Source organism: Mesorhizobium sp. WSM4819, assembly GCF_055811215.1.
Genome location: NZ_JBVVQO010000009.1, coordinates 73,628 through 90,857 on the forward strand (window position 1 = coordinate 73,628; position 17,230 = coordinate 90,857).

The window sequence follows — 17,230 nt, forward strand, 5'->3', positions numbered from 1 at the left end:
CGCGTGTATGCCTGAACGCTAATGTGATGGAACCAGGCGGACAGCAGAAGCCTTAACTTGCAATCCTGCCGCAAAGGATGACGCGGCAGATCGACCAACGGCGCTGGCGACAGCTTCGGGGGCTACGGCCGGCGCAAGGAGGTGTGAGATGACACGTCTCATGGTGTCGATACTTGGCGCGGCGGCTGCCGCGTTTTCCGCGGCCCCGGCAACAGCGGCCGAACAATGCGCGCCACGAGCCGACATGATCAAGGCGCTCGGCGAGAAGTTCCGGGAAAATCCAACCGCGATCGGCGTCGTCAATCCGAATGTGATTGTTGAAGTCTTCGTTTCCGATCAGGGCACCTGGACCATCCTCGCCAGCGACACACGCGGTCAAAGCTGCGTGGTTTCGGTGGGTGAAGGCTGGGAGAGCGCGGTGAAGACGGCGGCGCTGTCAGGGACCTGAGCCGCGTAGCGGGCGGCAGCCGCCTTAGCATAGCCGCGCAGGCCGGGGTTCTCGGTGACGACCATGAAACGGATCCACAGGCGCCCCAGCGGGCGCCTGCTTGCGCTTTTTTGTTGCCGACACCATATATGGAACATAGGGGGAACATTTGGAATCGTCCCGCTGATGACAGACCGGAACACGGAAAGGACGACGCGATGGTGATGACGTCGGGACCGGCCTGGATCGTCCGGCAAAATGAGGGCTCTTCCTTTGCCGGACGTGATGGCAAAGGAGATGCCCTATGGCGCCCAAATCGCTGTTGGTTGGATTGAAAACCCTGATTCTTGCTGGCGCATTGGCGGTGGGTACGAACGCCGCAAGCGCCCAATATCAATACTGCGTTGAACATCGCGATCTCGTCGCCCACCTGAGCGAGCAGTTCCAGGAAAGACAGTTTGCTTTCGGGCTGATCTGTCAGATGGCGATTATGGAAGTCTATGTCGCCGACAGCGGAAGCTGGACGATCATCGTCACCGACGTCGCCGGCAGAAGCTGCATCGTCGCGGCCGGCGAACATTGGGAAAACGTGGTGATCCCGACCGACCAGGACGCCTGACGAATTGAGCGATGCTCAGCGCCTGTGGGCGGAACTCAAAGAGCCTGCCGAAGCTTGCTGCCGATCTCTATCGCGTAGCGGCCGCCGCGGCATGGCCGCGCAGCAGCGCCATCAGGCGCTTGGCATCCTTGGCGGCGGCGTCCTCGTCGCCGTCGAGGATCGAGCGGATCAGCGCGACATGGTGCTCGGCCGATTCGGCAAGCCCGGTGTCGGCCTTGTAGCGGAACCAGAAGCGGCGGCTGTGGGTCTGCAACGGGGCCGCCAGCCGCGCGGCGAAAGGATTGTCGGCCGCAAGCGCCAGCGCCTCGTCGAGCGCCTTGTCGGCCTGAATGAAGGCCAGCACATTGCCCGATATCACCGCCCTCTGCATGGCCAGTGCCGCGTCGTGAAACAGGTCGGCGGCCTCGCGGGTGACGAAGCGGGCGGCCGAGCGGGCAAGAACCACCTCGACGCCACGTCGTGCATCGAGAACGCGCAACCAGTCGCCGGGATGCAGCGGGGCAATGGCGATGCCGGCACGCGGCCGGACATCCAGCAGTCCCTCCCACGCCAGCCGCTGGATCGCCTCGCGCACCGGCGTGCGGCCGAGCCCCAGCCTGTCGATCAGCGCGCCTTCGGTGATGAAGCTTGCAGGCGCCAGTTCGAGCGTCACGATCATGTGCTCGAGCACGCGGTAGGCTTTCGCCGCCACTGGCTCGAATGCCGGGCTTGTTTCATTGAATATCAAACGCGAGCTCCTGATATATTTTTGGTATATCATAGCGAAATCCGTGTTGACAGTGCGTTTCCTAATAAATATACGACTGATATATCAGATGGAGCACCGCTATGTGGACCGGAGTTTTCCCCGCCGTCACGACCAAATTCACTGAGGACGACCGCCTCGACCATGCCGAGATGGAACGCTGCTTTGCGCTGCAGATGGAGGCTGGCTGCGACGGCATCATCGTCTGCGGCTCGCTCGGCGAAGGGCCGATGCTCTCGCATGACGAGAAGATCGACGTGCTGAAGACCGCGCAGAAGATCGCCGGCAACAAGCCGGTTCTGCTGACGGTTAACGAAGCCGGCACCCGCGAGGCGGCGGCGATCGCGTGCCGCGCCGCCAAGGAGGGCGCCAACGGGCTGATGGTGGTGCCGAGCCCGATCTATCACACCAATGCGGAGGAGACGGTTGCCGCACTGCGCGCCGTCGCCGAGGCCGGCGACCTGCCGGTGATGATCTACTCCAACCGGCTTGCCTACCGCGTCGACGTCACCGTCGATCAGATGGAGGAACTGGCGAAGGACAAGCGCTTCGTCGCCATCAAGGAATCCTCCGACGACATCCGCCGCTCGACCGAAATCATCAACCGCTTCGGCGACCGCTATGATTTGTTCATCGGCGTCGACAATCTGGCGTTCGAGGCGCTGTCGGTCGGCGCCATCGGCTGGGTGGCCGGGCTGGTCACCGCGTTTCCGCGCGAAACGGTCGCGATTTACCAGTTGATGAAGCAGGGCCGCCGCGAGGAGGCGCTGACAATCTACCGCTGGTTCCGGCCGTTGCTCGACCTCGACGTGTCGACCTATCTGGTGCAGAACATCAAGCTCGCCGAAGTCCTGGCGATCAACACCAACGACCGCGTGCGCATGCCGCGCCAGCCGCTGTCGGGCGAGCGCCGCAAGACGGTCGAAAAGATCGTCAGGGATGCGCTGGCGGCGCGGCCGGAGCTGCCGAGGTTTTGAGGCAGGCTCTCTTCTCCTCGTTTTACGGAGAGAGGATGGCGGCAGCCAGATGAGGGGCAGCGCCCACGTGCAAGGAATTTCCAAGTCGGCAAAAGCGGGGCGCCGCCCAGCATCCGCCCTTCGGGCCCCTTCTCCCCGTGAACGGGGAGAAAGGGAGGACATCGCCATTGTCGGCGGCGGCATCATCGGCATCTGTGTCGCCACCTATCTGGCCGAGGCGGGGCGAAACGTCACGATCTTCGATCGGACGGGGATCTGCGAGGAAACGAGTTCCGGCAATGCCGCCGCCCTGGCCTTTTCCGATGTGCTGCCGCTGGCCCACAAGGGCATGATCAGGCATCTGCCGAAATGGCTTGCCGATCCGCTCGGCCCGCTCAGCATCCCTCCCGCCTACCTGCCGAAACTGCTGCCCTGGCTTGTCCGCTTCTGGCGCGCCGGACGAAGCGACCGCTACGCGGCCAGCCTCGCGGCGCAGGCCGGGCTGATGCGGCTCGCCGAGGCCGAATGGGCCGGGCTGATGGCGCGCTCGGGCACCGAAAACATGCTGCGCGAGGACGGCTCGCTCGAACTTTACGAGAGCGAGGCCGAATACAAGGCGTCGCTGCCCGGCTGGGCGGCGAGGCAACGCTTCGGCATCGGCTTCAGCCATGTCGAGGGCGATGCGCTCGCCGCCTTGCAGCCGGGCCTGTCGCCGCGTTTCGTCAAGGGCACTTTCGTGCCGGGATGGAAGACCGTTACGGATCCGAAATTATTGGGCAAAGCGATCTGGGCCTATGCCGAAACCAAGGGCGCGCGTTTCGAAAAGGCTCGGATCGACCACGTCGGGGCGGGACAGGACGGCGCGACATTGACGCTGGCCGATGGCACGGTGCGGCAGGCAAAATGCCTCGTCATCGCCGCCGGCGCCTGGTCGCATCTCCTGGCGAAACATATCGGCGACCGCATCCCGCTCGAGACCGAGCGCGGCTACAACACGACGCTGCCGAAGACCGCCTTCGACGTGAAGCGGCAACTGATCTTCTCCGGCCACGGCTTCGTCGTCACGCCGCTTGCAACCGGCGTGCGCGTCGGCGGCGCGGTCGAGCTCGGCGGCATTGAGCGGCCGCCCAACTACGCCCGCTCGAAAGCGCTGCTCGACAAGGCACAGAAATTCCTGCCGGGGCTTGACCCGGCCGGCGGCCGCGAATGGATGGGATTGCGGCCATCGCTGCCGGATTCGCTGCCGGTGATCGGTGGCGCCATGCGGGCCGGCACGATAGTCTATGCCTTCGGCCACGGCCATCTCGGCCTGACCCAGGCGGCTGCCACCGGACGCCTGGTCCGCGATCTCATTCTCGGCCAAAATCCGGTGTTTGATCTGTTTCCGTTTTCTCCGAACCGCTTCTGACGGGATCTAGAAATGGCGCGCCACTCCTTCTTTTGCATCGACGGTCACACTTGCGGCAATCCGGTGCGGCTGGTCGCCGGCGGCGGACCGCTGCTCAACGGCGCGACGATGATGGAGCGGCGCGCGCATTTCCTGGCCGAATATGACTGGATCCGAACAGGGCTGATGTTCGAGCCGCGCGGCCATGACGTGATGTCCGGCTCGATCCTCTATCCGCCGACGCGGCCCGATTGCGATATCGCCATCCTGTTCATCGAAACCTCGGGCTGCCTGCCAATGTGCGGTCACGGCACCATCGGCACGGTGACGATGGCCATCGAGCACGGGCTGGTCAAGCCGAAGACACCGGGCTTGCTCAGGCTGGACACGCCGGCCGGCCTAGTCACCGCCGAGTACAGGCAGGTCGGCGACTATGTCGAGGAGGTGCGCATCACCAACGTGCCGTCCTTCCTCCATGCGGAGGGTCTGACTGTCGAATGTCCGCAGCTCGGCGAGATCAGCGTCGATGTCGCCTATGGCGGCAATTTCTACGCCATCGTCGAGCCGCAGAAGACCTATCGCGACATGGCCGACCACTCTGCCGGCGAACTCATCGCCTGGAGCCCGGTGGTGCGGCAGCGGCTCAACGAAAAATACGCCTTCGTGCATCCCGAGAATCCCGGCATCGACCGGCTGTCGCACATACTGTGGACGGGCGCGCCGACCGACAGCAAGGCTGATGCGCGCAACGCCGTCTTCTACGGTGACAAGGCGATCGACCGCTCGCCTTGCGGCACCGGCACCTCGGCGCGGATGGCGCAGCTTCACGCCAAGGGCAAGCTTGGGACCGGCGACGAGTTCGTCCACGAATCGATCATCGGCTCGCTGTTCAAGGGCAGGGTCGAGAAGGAAGTCACGGTGGCGGGCAAGCCGGCTATCATCCCCTCGATCGGCGGCTGGGCGCGCATGACCGGATTGAACACGATCTTCATCGACGATCGCGACCCGTTCGCGCACGGATTCGTCGTCAAATAGAGGGAGAATCCTGACGCAGGGGAATCGAACAGAATGCAAGGATCGATTGTCCAGACGGCGCAACGATCCCGCTCATCAACTTATTTTTACGGCGATTCCTTCGAAGCAGCGTGCATTTTGACGACGATTCGCCAAAGACATTGCGTTAGGCCAATGATAGGGTCGGCGATAGTCCAGAGGCCGGGAAGGGAAGAACGGGCAATCCGATTGCGTGCTTCAAAATCACGCATGCCGATTAAAGAATGACGTTGCAATCCGGGCTCGAAACTTTACGACTAGGGGAAATACGAAAAGGAATGCGTCTGCATGGGCGACATTCCAGGGGAGCCACGACAGCATGCAGTATTTTGTCCAGCAGCTTATCAATGGGCTGACGCTGGGATCGATCTATGGACTGATCGCGATCGGCTACACGATGGTCTACGGCATCATCGGCATGATCAATTTCGCCCATGGCGACATCTTCATGGTCGGCGCCTTCGCCGCCCTCATCGTTTTCCTCATCCTCGGCGCGATGTTCTATTCGGTGCCGGTGGTGATCGCGCTGCTGGTCATGATGATCGTCGCGATGCTGTTGACCAGCCTGTACAACTGGACGATCGAAAAGGTCGCCTACCGGCCGTTGCGCGGGTCGTTCCGGCTGGCGCCGCTGATCACCGCGATCGGCATGTCGATCGCGCTGTCGAACTTCGTCCAGGTGACGCAGGGGCCGCGCAACAAGCCGATCCCGCCGATGGTGTCCAAGGTCTATAATATCGAGGGCGTCAGCGTGTCGCTGAAGCAAATCGTCATCGTCATCGTCACCGCGCTGCTGCTGGCGCTGTTCTGGTACCTGGTCAACAAGACCTCGCTGGGTCGAGCCCAAAGGGCTTGCGAGCAGGACCGCAAGATGGCGGCGTTGCTCGGCATCGACGTCGACCGCACCATCTCGATCACCTTCGTCATGGGTGCGGCCCTTGCCGCCGTCGCCGGCACGCTGTTCCTGATGTATTATGGCGTCATCGCCTTCTCCGACGGTTTCACGCCGGGCGTGAAGGCGTTCACCGCGGCGGTGCTCGGCGGCATCGGCTCGTTGCCCGGCGCCGTGCTCGGCGGGCTTATGATCGGCTTCATCGAAAGCATGTGGTCGGCTTATTTCTCGATCGACTACAAGGACGTCGCGGCCTTCTCCATCCTGGCGATCGTGCTGATCTTCCTGCCTTCCGGCATTCTCGGCCGGCCAGAAGTCGAAAAGGTCTGAGTTCATGGCGGTCACCACGTCTCCGGAGCGCGACATCGTCGCCACTCCCATGCAGCGCGCTACCCGCGAAGCGCTTTATGCCGGCGCCATCGCGCTCGGCCTGTTCGTGCTGTTCATCGGCCTGAGGACCGATCAGAACATCTCCAACGAGCTGATCCTTGTACAGCGCTGGTGGCTTCTTGCAGTCGTGGTCGTGCTGACCATGGCCGGCCGTTTTCTCTATGTCGCCTACGGACAGCCTTTCCTGGCAAATCAGAAGATCGTCGACGTCGCCACCGGCCTGCTGCCGCAGAGCATGGCGGCGCGGTTCTTCCGCTTGCCGTATTTCATCGCTGCCGTCGTCATAGTGGCCGTGCTGGTTTTCCTTGCCGGCTCCCTTGACGGATTGCTGGGCCCCGGCCTGGCCGGTTATGCACGGTTCCTGAGAGCGCTGGCGACCATCTACGCCCTCGCCTCGGTGATGTTTTATTTCCGAACCTTCATCCATGCCCATTTCTCGGCATTGGGCATAACCGCACTGGCGCTCTACCCGATCATCGTTGTGCTGGTGCTTGCTGTGTATGGAGGATCGGTGGCCGCCGGGTTCCAGGGTTCTCTGAAATGGGTCGACAATTACGGCATTCAGATCCTGATCTATGTCATGCTGGCCTGGGGGCTGAACATTGTCGTTGGCCTCGCCGGCCTGCTCGACCTTGGTTATGTCGCCTTCTATGCCGTCGGCGCCTATGCCTATGCGCTGCTCGGCACGCAATACGGCCTGTCGTTCTGGATCCTGCTGCCTGCCGCCGGCGCCATGGCCGCCTTCTGGGGGGTGCTGCTCGGCTTTCCGGTGCTGCGCCTGCGCGGCGACTACCTGGCGATCGTGACGCTGGCCTTCGGCGAGATCATTCGTCTCGTGCTGATCAATTGGCGTGAGGTTACCAACGGCTCGGCCGGTATCTCCGGCATTCCCAAGGTCACGTTTTTCGGACTGATGTCGTTCAACGTCTCGGATCCGAACTATATCGCCAAGGTCTTGGACATCGCCACGTCGAGCGCCTATTACAAAATCTTCCTCTACTACCTGATCCTCGGGCTCTGCCTGCTCACCGCCTTCGTCACCATGAGGCTCAGGCGCATGCCCGTCGGCCGCGCCTGGGAAGCGCTGCGCGAGGACGAGATCGCCTGCCGCTCGCTCGGCATCAACACCACCACCACCAAGCTCACCGCCTTTGCCACCGGCGCCATGTTCGGCGGCTTCGCCGGCTCGTTCTTCGCCGCGCGGCAAGGTTTCGTCAGTCCCGAATCCTTCATCTTCCTGGAATCGGCCATCATCCTCGCCATCGTCGTGCTCGGCGGCATGGGTTCGCTGGTTGGCATCGCCGTCGCCGCCATGGTGATGATCGGTGGCACCGAGGTGCTGCGCGAGCTCGATTTCCTGAAGCAGGTCTTCGGTCCCGACTTCACGCCGGAACTCTACCGCATGCTGCTGTTCGGCATGGCCATGGTCATCGTCATGCTGTGGAAGCCGCGCGGCTTCGTCGGCAGTCGTGAACCGACAGCCTTTCTCAAGGAGAGCAGGGCTGTATCCGGCTCCTTCACCAAGGAGGGCCACGGCTGATGAGCGATGCGAACCCATCCGTGAACGATGCCATCCTGCAGGTCGAACATCTGTCGATGAAGTTCGGCGGTCTGGTCGCCATCGGCGACCTGTCCTTCCAGGCCAGGCGCGGCGAGATCACCGCGCTGATCGGGCCGAACGGCGCCGGCAAGACAACCGTGTTCAACTGCATCACCGGCTTCTACAAGCCGTCTGAGGGCATGCTCACGCTCAACCGGCGCGACGGCTCGAGCTATCTGCTCGAACGGCTGCCGAACCATGAGATTCCGGCGCGAGCCAAGGTGGCGCGCACCTTCCAGAACATCCGCCTGTTTTCCGGCATGACGCTGCTGGAGAACCTGCTGGTGGCGCAGCACAACAAGCTGATGAAGGCGTCCGGCTACACTGTCCTCGGCCTGTTTGGCTTCAGCGGCTACCGGACGGCGTCGGCCGAGTCGATCGATCTCGCCAAGCACTGGCTGGAAAAGGCCGACCTCGTCGATCGAGCCGACGATCCGGCCGGCGACTTGCCCTACGGCGCGCAGCGGCGCCTGGAGATCGCGCGGGCCATGTGCACGGGTCCGGAACTGCTCTGCCTCGACGAACCGGCGGCCGGGCTCAATCCGAAGGAATCAATGGCGCTCAACGCGCTCCTTATGGACATCAAGGACAACACCGGCACCTCGATCCTGCTGATCGAGCACGACATGGCGGTGGTCATGCAGATTTCCGACCATGTCGTGGTGCTCGAATATGGGCGCAAGATCTCGGACGGCAGTCCGCATGCGGTGCGCACCGACCCGCGTGTCATCGCCGCCTATCTCGGCGTCGAAGACGAGGATGTCGAGACGGTGCTGATCGAGGTCGGTGACGAAGACGTCATCGAGCAACTCGACACCGGCCCGGATTCGACGCACGGTCCGGGCTCGTCGTCCTCGTATTTCGCCGGACCGGTGACCGAAACGGTCGGACACAGTGAGGGCGAACGCGTCACGGTGTCGAAGGGCGCGTCGAAAGCCGGGCAGGTCGATGCAAGGTCGGGCGCGGCGGCAAGGCCCGCATCGCCGGCCGAAGCCAAACCGACGGAGAAACCTTCCGCGACAAAGCCGGCCGCCAAGGCTCCGGCAAAGCCCAAGACACCGGGCGACTCCAACCGGGGCGGAGGGAATGAATGATGGCCGGCACAACGCTGCTCGACATCAAGGGCGTCCAGACCTACTACGGCAACATCAGGGCGCTGAACGGCGTCGATGTCACCGTCAAGCAGGGCGAGATCGTGGCGCTGATCGGCGCCAATGGCGCCGGCAAGTCGACGCTGATGATGACCATTTTTGGTGCACCACGGGCGCGGGCGGGCACCATCACCTTCGCCGGCACCGACATCACCCAGTTGCCGACCCATGAGATCGCGCGCATGCGCATCGCCCAGTCGCCGGAGGGCCGGCGCATCTTCCCGCGCATGACGGTGATGGAAAACCTGCAGATGGGCGCCAGCCTCGACGACCTCAAGCACTACGACGAGGACGTCGAGAAGGTGTTCACGCTGTTTCCACGCCTGAAGGAACGCATTGCCCAGCGCGGCGGCACGCTGTCGGGCGGCGAGCAGCAGATGCTTTCGATCGGACGTGCGCTGATGGCGCGGCCGAAACTGCTCTTGCTCGACGAGCCGTCGCTGGGCCTGGCGCCGCTGATCGTCAAGCAGATCTTCGACGCCATCCGCGAGTTGAACCGCACGCAGGGGCTGACCGTGTTCCTGGTCGAGCAGAACGCCTTCGGCGCGCTGAAGCTCGCCACGCGCGGCTATGTCATGGTCAACGGCAACGTGACGATGAGCGGCACCGGCAAGGAGCTGCTCGCCGATCCGGACGTGCGCGCCGCCTATCTCGAAGGCGGCCATCACTGAGTTCAGGAGTCTTCATCATGCAGGGCATTCTCTATGAGGAACCCTCGGTCTGGCAGTTCTTCTTCGTCACCTGCCTGCTTGGCGGCTGGGCGGCGTGGATGACGGGCAAGGCCTGCGCCCAGACATGGCGCAGCGTCGTCCAATTGTTCGCCTATTTGCTCGGCCTCGGTATAGCCGTAAGGTTCATCCATCACGCGCTGTTCGGCGGCACGATGTTTTCGCTGCACTACTACATCGTCGACACCATTGTCCTGATGATATTGGGCTTCATCGGCTATCAATACACGCGCACCAACCAGATGGTGACACAGTATAGCTGGCTCTACGAAAGAGCATCGCTTTTGAGTTGGAAACCAAAAGGTTGACGTTCATCATTAACGCCTTTTCGCGGATGAATCGGCGTGACAAGTGCCTGAAAATCGGCAAAGTACGCTTTCTGCGAGTAAAGGTGGGCATCGCATGAAAGCATCATCCACGCCCACCCTGTAAATGGGAGCGTTTTACATGAGAAAATCACTTTTGTCCGCCGTCGCCCTGACCGCGCTCGTCGCGTTCAGCGGAGGCGCGTGGGCTGACGTCCTGATCGGCGTTGCCGGTCCGATCACCGGCCCGAATGCCGCCTTCGGCGCGCAGTTGCAGAAGGGCGCCGAACAGGCTGTCGCCGACATCAATGCGGCCGGCGGCATCAACGGCGAGCAGGTCAAGCTCACGGTCGGTGACGACGTCTCCGATCCGAAGCAGGGCATTTCGGTCGCCAACAAGTTCGTCGGCGACGGCGTCAAGTTCGTGGTCGGCCACTTCAACTCGGGCGTTTCGATCCCGGCATCGGAAGTCTACGCGGAGAACGGTATCCTCGAGATCACGCCGGCCGCGACCAACCCGCAGTTCACCGAGCGCGGCCTGTGGAACACGTTCCGCACCTGCGGACGCGACGACCAGCAGGGCAGCATCGCCGGCGCCTATCTCGCGGAGAACTTCAAGGATGCCAAGATCGCGGTCGTCCACGACAAGACGACCTATGGTCAGGGCCTTGCCGACGAGACCAAGAAGGCGATGAACGCTGCCGGCGTGACGGAAGTCATGTATGAAGGCGTAAATATCGGCGACAAGGACTTCTCGGCGTTGATCGCCAAGATGAAACAAGCCGGCGTTTCCATCATCTATTGGGGTGGTCTGCACACTGAAGCCGGACTGATCATCCGCCAGGTGGCTGACCAGGGCCTCGAGGCCACGCTGGTTTCCGGCGACGGCATCGTGTCGAACGAACTGGCCTCAATCGCCGGTGACGCGGTTGCGGGCACGCTGAACACGTTCGGCCCGGATCCGCGTCTGATCCCGGCGAACAAGGAACTGGTCGAGAAGTTCCGCGCGCAGGGCTTCGAGCCGGAGGCCTACACGCTTTATTCCTACGCCGCCATGCAGGCGATCGTGGGAGCCGCCACAGCCGCCAAGTCGAACGATCCGATGGAAGTTGCCAAGGCTCTCAAGGCCAACGGCCCGTTCAAGACCGTGCTGGGCGATCTTTCCTACGACGAGAAGGGCGATCCGACGCTGCCTGGCTACGTCATGTACGAATGGAAGAAGGGCGACGACGGCAAATACACCTACGTCCAGAAGATGTAAGCCTGTCGACGACGACGACAATTCCGAAATGCCCGGCCCTCGCGCCGGGCATTTTTCGTGTGTGCCGTTTTACCTTTCGTCGGAGCACCCTTTGCGCATTCGAGGGAACGCGCGGCGCTCTACCCAATGAGCGGATTTAAATCGGTTTAATGGCCGTCGCCCGATTTTGTTTGCGCTGCAGCATTTTCGCGTTAATCATGGCGCAGTTCCCCTTCCGTTAGCGTCCGGAGCCTTGTCCTTGGCAATCACGAAGATCCTTGTCGCCAACCGGTCCGAAATCGCCATCCGCGTCTTCCGCGCGGCCAACGAGCTCGGCCTCAAAACCGTGGCGATCTGGGCCGAGGAGGACAAATACTCGCTGCACCGCTTCAAGGCGGATGAAAGCTATCAGGTCGGGCGCGGGCCGCATCTGAACAGGGATATGGGACCGATCGAAAGCTATCTGTCGATCGAGGAAGTGATCCGCGTCGCCAGGCTTTCGGGCGCCGATGCCATCCATCCGGGCTATGGGCTGTTGTCGGAAAGCCCTGAATTCGCCGAAGCCTGCGCCAAGGCCGGCATCATTTTCATCGGACCCAAGCCGGATACGATGCGCAGGCTCGGCAACAAGGTCGCCGCACGCAACCTGGCGATCGAGGTCGGCGTGCCGGTAATCCCCGCCACCGATCCCTTGCCGGACGACATCGAGACAGTGAAGGCGCTCGCCAGGACGATCGGCTATCCGGTGATGCTGAAGGCGTCGTGGGGCGGCGGCGGCCGCGGCATGCGCGCCATCCGTTCGGAAGTCGATCTCGCCCGCGAGGTGACGGAGGGCAAGCGTGAAGCGAAAGCCGCCTTCGGCAAGGACGAGGTCTATCTCGAAAAGCTGATCGAGCGCGCCCGCCATGTCGAGGTGCAGGTGCTGGGCGACACACACGGCAATGCCGTGCACCTGTTCGAGCGCGATTGCTCCATCCAGCGCCGCAACCAGAAGGTGGTCGAGCGCGCGCCGGCGCCGTATCTCGAAATGTCGCAGCGCGAAGAGCTTTGCGGCTATGCGCTGAAGATCGCGCGCGAGACGAGCTATATCGGCGCCGGCACGGTCGAGTTCCTGCAGGATGCCGACACCGGAAAATTCTACTTCATCGAGGTCAACCCGCGCATCCAGGTCGAGCACACCGTCACCGAGCAGGTGACCGGCATCGACATTGTCAAGGCGCAGATTCATATCCTCGATGGCTTTGCCATTGGCACGGCGGAATCGGGCGTGCCGGCGCAGAAGGATATCAGGCTCAACGGCCACGCGCTGCAGTGCCGCATCACCACGGAAGATCCCGAGCATAATTTCATCCCCGACTATGGCCGCATCACCGCCTATCGCGGCGCCACCGGTTTCGGCATCCGCCTCGATGGCGGCACCGCCTATTCCGGCGCGGTCATCACCCGCTTTTACGATCCGCTGCTGGAGAAGGTGACGGCCTGGGCGCCGACGCCGGCCGAGACCATCGCCCGCATGAACCGGGCGCTGCGCGAGTTCCGTATTCGCGGGGTGGCGACCAACCTCACCTTCCTCGAGGCGATCATCAATCACCCAAGTTTCGCCGAAAATTCCTATACGACCAAGTTCATCGATACGACACCGGAACTGTTCGCGAGCGTGAAGCGGCAGGATCGCGCGACCAAGCTGCTCAACTACCTGGCCGATGTCAGCGTCAACGGCCATCCCGAAACCCGTGGCCGGCCGCAGCCTAAGGCCGATGCGGCGGCACCCATGGTGCCCTACCTCAACGGCAACGTGCCCGATGGCAGCAAGCAGAAGCTCGACGCGCTTGGGCCGGAGAAATTCGCGGCCTGGATGCGCGCATGCAAAGAAGTGCTGGTCACCGACACGACGATGCGCGACGGACACCAGTCCCTGCTCGCGACGCGCGTGCGCACCTATGACATCGCCGGCATTGCCGGCACCTATGCACGCGCGCTGCCGCAGCTTTTGTCGCTCGAATGCTGGGGCGGGGCGACCTTCGACGTCGCCATGCGCTTTCTCACCGAGGACCCGTGGGAGCGGCTGTCGCTGGTGCGCGAGGCAGCGCCCAATCTGTTGCTGCAGATGCTTTTGCGCGGCGCCAACGGCGTCGGCTACACCAATTATCCCGACAATGTCGTCCAGCATTTCGTCAAACAGGCAGCAAGCGGCGGCGTCGACCTGTTCCGCGTCTTCGACTGTTTGAACTGGGTCGACAACATGCGCGTCGCCATGGACGCGGTCGGCGCCGAAGGCAAGCTGATCGAAGCAGCGATCTGCTACACCGGCGACATACTCGACCCGGCCCGAGCCAAGTACGACCTCAAATACTACGTCGCGCTGGCCAGGGAGTTGCAGGCGGCCGGCGCCCATATCGTCGCGGTCAAGGACATGGCCGGGCTCTTGAAGCCGAATGCCGCCCGCGCACTGTTCAAGGCGCTGCGCGAGGCGACCGACCTGCCGATCCACTTTCACACGCACGACACGTCAGGCCTGTCGGCGGCGACGGTGCTGGCGGCGGTGGACAGCGGTGTCGACGCCATCGACGCGGCGATGGATGCCCTGTCCGGCAACACCTCGCAGCCTTGCCTGGGCTCGGTCGTCGAGGCTCTGAAGGGCACCGAGCGGGATCCGGGCCTCGACCCGCAATGGATCAGGAACATCTCGTTCTACTGGGAGGCGGTGCGCAACCAGTATGCTGCCTTCGAAAGCGACCTGAAGGGGCCGGCCTCGGAAGTCTACCTGCACGAAATGCCGGGTGGGCAGTTCACCAACCTCAAGGAGCAGGCGCGCTCGCTCGGGCTGGAGACGCGCTGGCACGAAGTGGCGCAGACCTATCACGACGTCAATCTGATGTTCGGTGACATCGTAAAGGTGACGCCGTCGTCCAAGGTCGTCGGCGACATGGCGCTGATGATGGTGAGCCAGGACCTGACGGTTGCCGATGTCGAAAATCCGGCCAGGGATATCGCCTTCCCCGACTCGGTCGTGTCGATGCTGCGCGGCGACCTCGGCCAGTCGCCGGGCGGCTGGCCGGAGGCACTGCAGAAGAAGGTGCTGAAAGGCGACAAACCGATCACCGTGCGGCCCGGTTCGCTGCTGAAAGCAGCCAATCTCAAGGCCAGCCGCAAGGAGATCGAAGACAAGCTCGAGCGCAAGCTCAGCGAATTCGAATTCGCCTCGTGGCTGATGTACCCGAAGGTCTTCTCCGACTTTACCGCAGCGCAGGAAACCTATGGGCCGGTGAGCGTGCTGCCGACGCCGACCTATTTCTACGGCATGAAGCCGGAGGACGAGATCTTTGTCGACATCGAGAAGGGCAAGACGCTGGTGGTGCGCTGCCTGGCCATCGGCGATGTCGACGAGAAGGGCATGGTCACCGTGTTCTTCGAGCTCAACGGCCAGCCGCGCCGGGTCAAAGTGCCGGATCGGGCGCACGGCGCTTCCGCCGCCAAGGCGCGGCGCAAGGCCGAGCCCGGCAACGAGGCGCATGTCGGCGCACCGATGCCGGGCGTCGTCTCGGCGCTCGCCGTTGCCGCCGGCCAAGCGGTCAAGGCCGGCGACGTGCTTTTGTCCATCGAGGCGATGAAGATGGAGACGGCATTGCATGCCGAGCGCGACGGCACAATCGCCGAAGTGCTGGTCAAGACCGGCGACCAGATCGACGCCAAGGATCTGCTGATCGCCTTCGGATGAGACAGAAATGTTGCCCGGGCAGAGTAGTCTGTGTCTGGCGGCAGCCCTTCATGCCGCATCGATAACAGCTTGACCGGTCGCCTCCGGTCGGGCATCGAACCGCTGCAAATTCGCCGCGACGGTTCGTGAGTCGCGGCATGGAAAACGACGCGGAGAAAAAATGGCCGACGACATCACCGAGACTAGCCAGACTGTTGCCGCCGGCCAGCTGCGAGCCTTCATCGAGCGCATCGAGCGGCTCGAAGAAGAGAAGAAGACGATCGCCGACGACATCAAGGAAGTGTTCGCCGAGGCCAAGGGCACCGGCTTCGACACCAAGGCGATGCGGTCGATCATCCGGCTGCGCAAGAAGGACCAGGCTGAGCGGCAAGAGGAGGAAACCATCCTCGATCTCTACAAAGCCGCACTCGGCATGGTGTAAGGCTGGTAACAGCCCTGGGCGCCGGTTGCGCCCGCAACGGGTCGAACCATGAGCGAATTCGACTTTGGCGGCCGCCGCGCCTCTGAGTTCCGCCAACGCGGCTTCTGGACGCTGTTCGCGGAACGGCATACGGAAGAAAGGCCTCTGATGGCGCGGCGCGGACCCTGGTTCTGGCAGCGCGGGCTGCCCGACTTCGCCTTGGTCCTTTCCATGTATGTCGCGCCGGCGCAGAACCATATCGGCGTTTTCTTCGGCCGCAACGAGAAGTTCGGTGCCACGCAAGCCTGGTCGCGGTTGAAGCCGTTCCAGCCGGCGATCGAAGACAGGTTGAAGCTCAGGCCGGAACAGAGTTGCGAGGGCCTTGGCATCAATTCGCTGTGGCGCGTGAACTGTTTTGCCGAGGACAATTGGCCGGCCATGGCCGACTGGCTGGTGACGGAAGCATCGCGCTTCGAGCGCGCTGTTACCGAGGTGCTGGGCGGAGGTGGCGAAGCCGGTTCGTGAATTCGCGTCGCAGTGGCTTGAGTTAGTTCGGCTTCGCCGTGTCGCGGCCAATCCGATCGAGATGCTGTTGCAGCGCCAGATGGTCGAGCGCATCCATCCGCAGATTGGTGAACAGCGAGATGCGGTTGTTGAGCATGCGATAGGCATCGGCAAAGGCAAGATGCAGTTCGGCTTCGGTGCCGTCTGCCTTGGCTGGGTCCGGTATCGACCAGAGCGCGGTCATCGGATGACCCGGCCAGATCGGACAGGATTCATTCGTGGTGCTGTCGCAAAGCGTGAAGATAAAATTCATTGCCGGCGCGTCGGGCTCGGCAAACTCGTCCCAGCCTTTCGAACGGGCGAAGCTCGTATCGTAGCCGAGGCTTTCGAGCAGCTGCAGTGCGTAGGGATTGACCTCGCCCTTCGGTTGCGAACGGGCGGAAAACGCCTTGAACCTGCCGCCACCGATCCGGCTGAGAATGGCTTCCGCCATGATCGATCGCGCCGAATTGGCGTTGCAAAGAAACAGCACGTTGTAGACATTATCGCTCATCTCAAGACCTCCCTTGGCAGGCGACTGGATGATGGGGGCGGCAGAGTCCGGCAAGGTATCTTTGCCGAAACGCCGACAAGGGCGACGTAGAAAGGTTTCACGACCGTTTGATGACAATTTGTCAAATCATACGCTTGCGTGGCGATGATCGATTCGCGTTGACAGGCTTGCTGCTTTGGAAATCTCTGCGGCTGTCGAATGAGGGAAAGCCGCATCGATGAGTGCGCCAGAGACTTTCGAAGGCGAAGACGGCAAGGCAGGCCGTGCGGCGGGTTTCTTCCGCTCGCGCTGGCAAGGCACGGCGCCGCTAGACCGGCTGTTCTGGCGCGATCTTGTCCTTGTCGGCACGGCGATCAACATCGCCGTGTCGGTGCTGGCGCTGATCCTGCTCGGGCTGAAGCTGCCGCTCGCTCTCGTTCTGGCGGTGCATTTCGCACCGGTGCCGTACAATTTCTTCCTGACTTTTGCGGTGTGGCGGACCGCCGAGAAAACCGGCGGCGTCAAGGCTTCGCTGATGACGCTGGGGGCTGTGCTGTGGCTGATCCTGGTGGTGGTGATCTGA

General features: G+C 62.7%; 16 protein-coding genes and 1 pseudogene. 15 read left to right on the forward strand and 2 right to left on the reverse strand.

What is annotated here, in order from left to right:
- The first annotated feature begins 148 nt into the window (after window positions 1–148).
- A complete protein-coding gene (locus AC0L18_RS10840; protein ID WP_473492148.1) occupies window positions 149–448 on the forward strand; it encodes a hypothetical protein in 300 nt (99 codons plus the stop codon).
- A 283-nt stretch (window positions 449–731) separates the two neighbouring features.
- Window positions 732–1,046, forward strand: coding sequence for a hypothetical protein (locus AC0L18_RS10845; protein ID WP_473492149.1), 315 nt, complete (start codon window positions 732–734; stop codon window positions 1,044–1,046).
- Between the two features lie 67 nt (window positions 1,047–1,113).
- Here AC0L18_RS10845 and AC0L18_RS10850 read toward each other — a convergent pair whose 3' ends face one another.
- The gene (locus AC0L18_RS10850; protein WP_473492151.1) at window positions 1,114–1,806 is read right to left on the reverse strand and encodes a GntR family transcriptional regulator; all 693 of its coding nucleotides are present in this window, start codon (window positions 1,804–1,806) and stop codon (window positions 1,114–1,116) included.
- Between the two features lie 68 nt (window positions 1,807–1,874).
- Between AC0L18_RS10850 and AC0L18_RS10855 the strand changes: the two genes are divergently transcribed.
- The 12 genes and pseudogenes from AC0L18_RS10855 to AC0L18_RS10910 all read left to right on the forward strand — a co-directional run bounded on the left by AC0L18_RS10855 (window position 1,875) and on the right by AC0L18_RS10910 (window position 16,136).
- Entirely contained in the window at window positions 1,875–2,768 is an 894-nt protein-coding gene (locus AC0L18_RS10855) for a dihydrodipicolinate synthase family protein (protein ID WP_473492153.1), read from the forward strand.
- A gap of 49 nt (window positions 2,769–2,817) precedes the next feature.
- Complete coding sequence (locus tag AC0L18_RS10860) at window positions 2,818–4,155, forward strand: NAD(P)/FAD-dependent oxidoreductase (protein WP_473492154.1); 1,338 nt, start codon at window positions 2,818–2,820, stop codon at window positions 4,153–4,155.
- A gap of 12 nt (window positions 4,156–4,167) precedes the next feature.
- A complete protein-coding gene (locus AC0L18_RS10865; protein ID WP_473492156.1) occupies window positions 4,168–5,169 on the forward strand; it encodes a 4-hydroxyproline epimerase in 1,002 nt (333 codons plus the stop codon).
- A 337-nt stretch (window positions 5,170–5,506) separates the two neighbouring features.
- Window positions 5,507–6,409, forward strand: coding sequence for a branched-chain amino acid ABC transporter permease (locus AC0L18_RS10870; RefSeq protein ID WP_023800038.1), 903 nt, complete (start codon window positions 5,507–5,509; stop codon window positions 6,407–6,409).
- Between the two features lie 106 nt (window positions 6,410–6,515).
- Window positions 6,516–8,009, forward strand: a pseudogene (livM, locus tag AC0L18_RS10875) (high-affinity branched-chain amino acid ABC transporter permease LivM); the annotation flags it as partial.
- Complete coding sequence (locus AC0L18_RS10880; RefSeq protein ID WP_473492158.1) at window positions 8,009–9,163, forward strand: ABC transporter ATP-binding protein; 1,155 nt, start codon at window positions 8,009–8,011, stop codon at window positions 9,161–9,163. The pseudogene livM and the gene AC0L18_RS10880, both read left to right, overlap by 1 nt.
- On the forward strand, window positions 9,163–9,891 hold the full coding sequence (locus AC0L18_RS10885; protein WP_027152864.1) for an ABC transporter ATP-binding protein: 729 nt from the start codon (window positions 9,163–9,165) through the stop codon (window positions 9,889–9,891). Before AC0L18_RS10880 ends, AC0L18_RS10885 begins: the two co-directional genes overlap by 1 nt.
- A gap of 17 nt (window positions 9,892–9,908) precedes the next feature.
- A complete protein-coding gene (locus AC0L18_RS10890) occupies window positions 9,909–10,256 on the forward strand; it encodes a DUF6867 family protein (protein WP_027152865.1) in 348 nt (115 codons plus the stop codon).
- Window positions 10,257–10,395: 139 nt separating this feature from the next.
- Window positions 10,396–11,514 carry a branched-chain amino acid ABC transporter substrate-binding protein gene (locus AC0L18_RS10895; protein ID WP_473492160.1) on the forward strand — a complete coding sequence of 373 codons (1,119 nt, stop codon included), beginning with the start codon at window positions 10,396–10,398 and terminating at the stop codon, window positions 11,512–11,514.
- A 238-nt stretch (window positions 11,515–11,752) separates the two neighbouring features.
- A complete protein-coding gene (gene pyc, locus AC0L18_RS10900; RefSeq protein ID WP_473492161.1) occupies window positions 11,753–15,211 on the forward strand; it encodes a pyruvate carboxylase in 3,459 nt (1,152 codons plus the stop codon).
- A gap of 160 nt (window positions 15,212–15,371) precedes the next feature.
- Window positions 15,372–15,632 carry a DUF2312 domain-containing protein gene (locus tag AC0L18_RS10905; protein WP_023800031.1) on the forward strand — a complete coding sequence of 87 codons (261 nt, stop codon included), beginning with the start codon at window positions 15,372–15,374 and terminating at the stop codon, window positions 15,630–15,632.
- Window positions 15,633–15,680: 48 nt separating this feature from the next.
- Entirely contained in the window at window positions 15,681–16,136 is a 456-nt protein-coding gene (locus AC0L18_RS10910; protein ID WP_473492163.1) for a hypothetical protein, read from the forward strand.
- 22 nt (window positions 16,137–16,158) lie between these two features.
- Here the strand turns inward: AC0L18_RS10910 and AC0L18_RS10915 are convergent, their stop codons facing one another.
- A complete protein-coding gene (locus tag AC0L18_RS10915) occupies window positions 16,159–16,668 on the reverse strand; it encodes an arsenate reductase ArsC (protein ID WP_473492164.1) in 510 nt (169 codons plus the stop codon).
- A 217-nt stretch (window positions 16,669–16,885) separates the two neighbouring features.
- Between AC0L18_RS10915 and AC0L18_RS10920 the strand changes: the two genes are divergently transcribed.
- Complete coding sequence (locus tag AC0L18_RS10920; RefSeq protein WP_027152869.1) at window positions 16,886–17,230, forward strand: hypothetical protein; 345 nt, start codon at window positions 16,886–16,888, stop codon at window positions 17,228–17,230.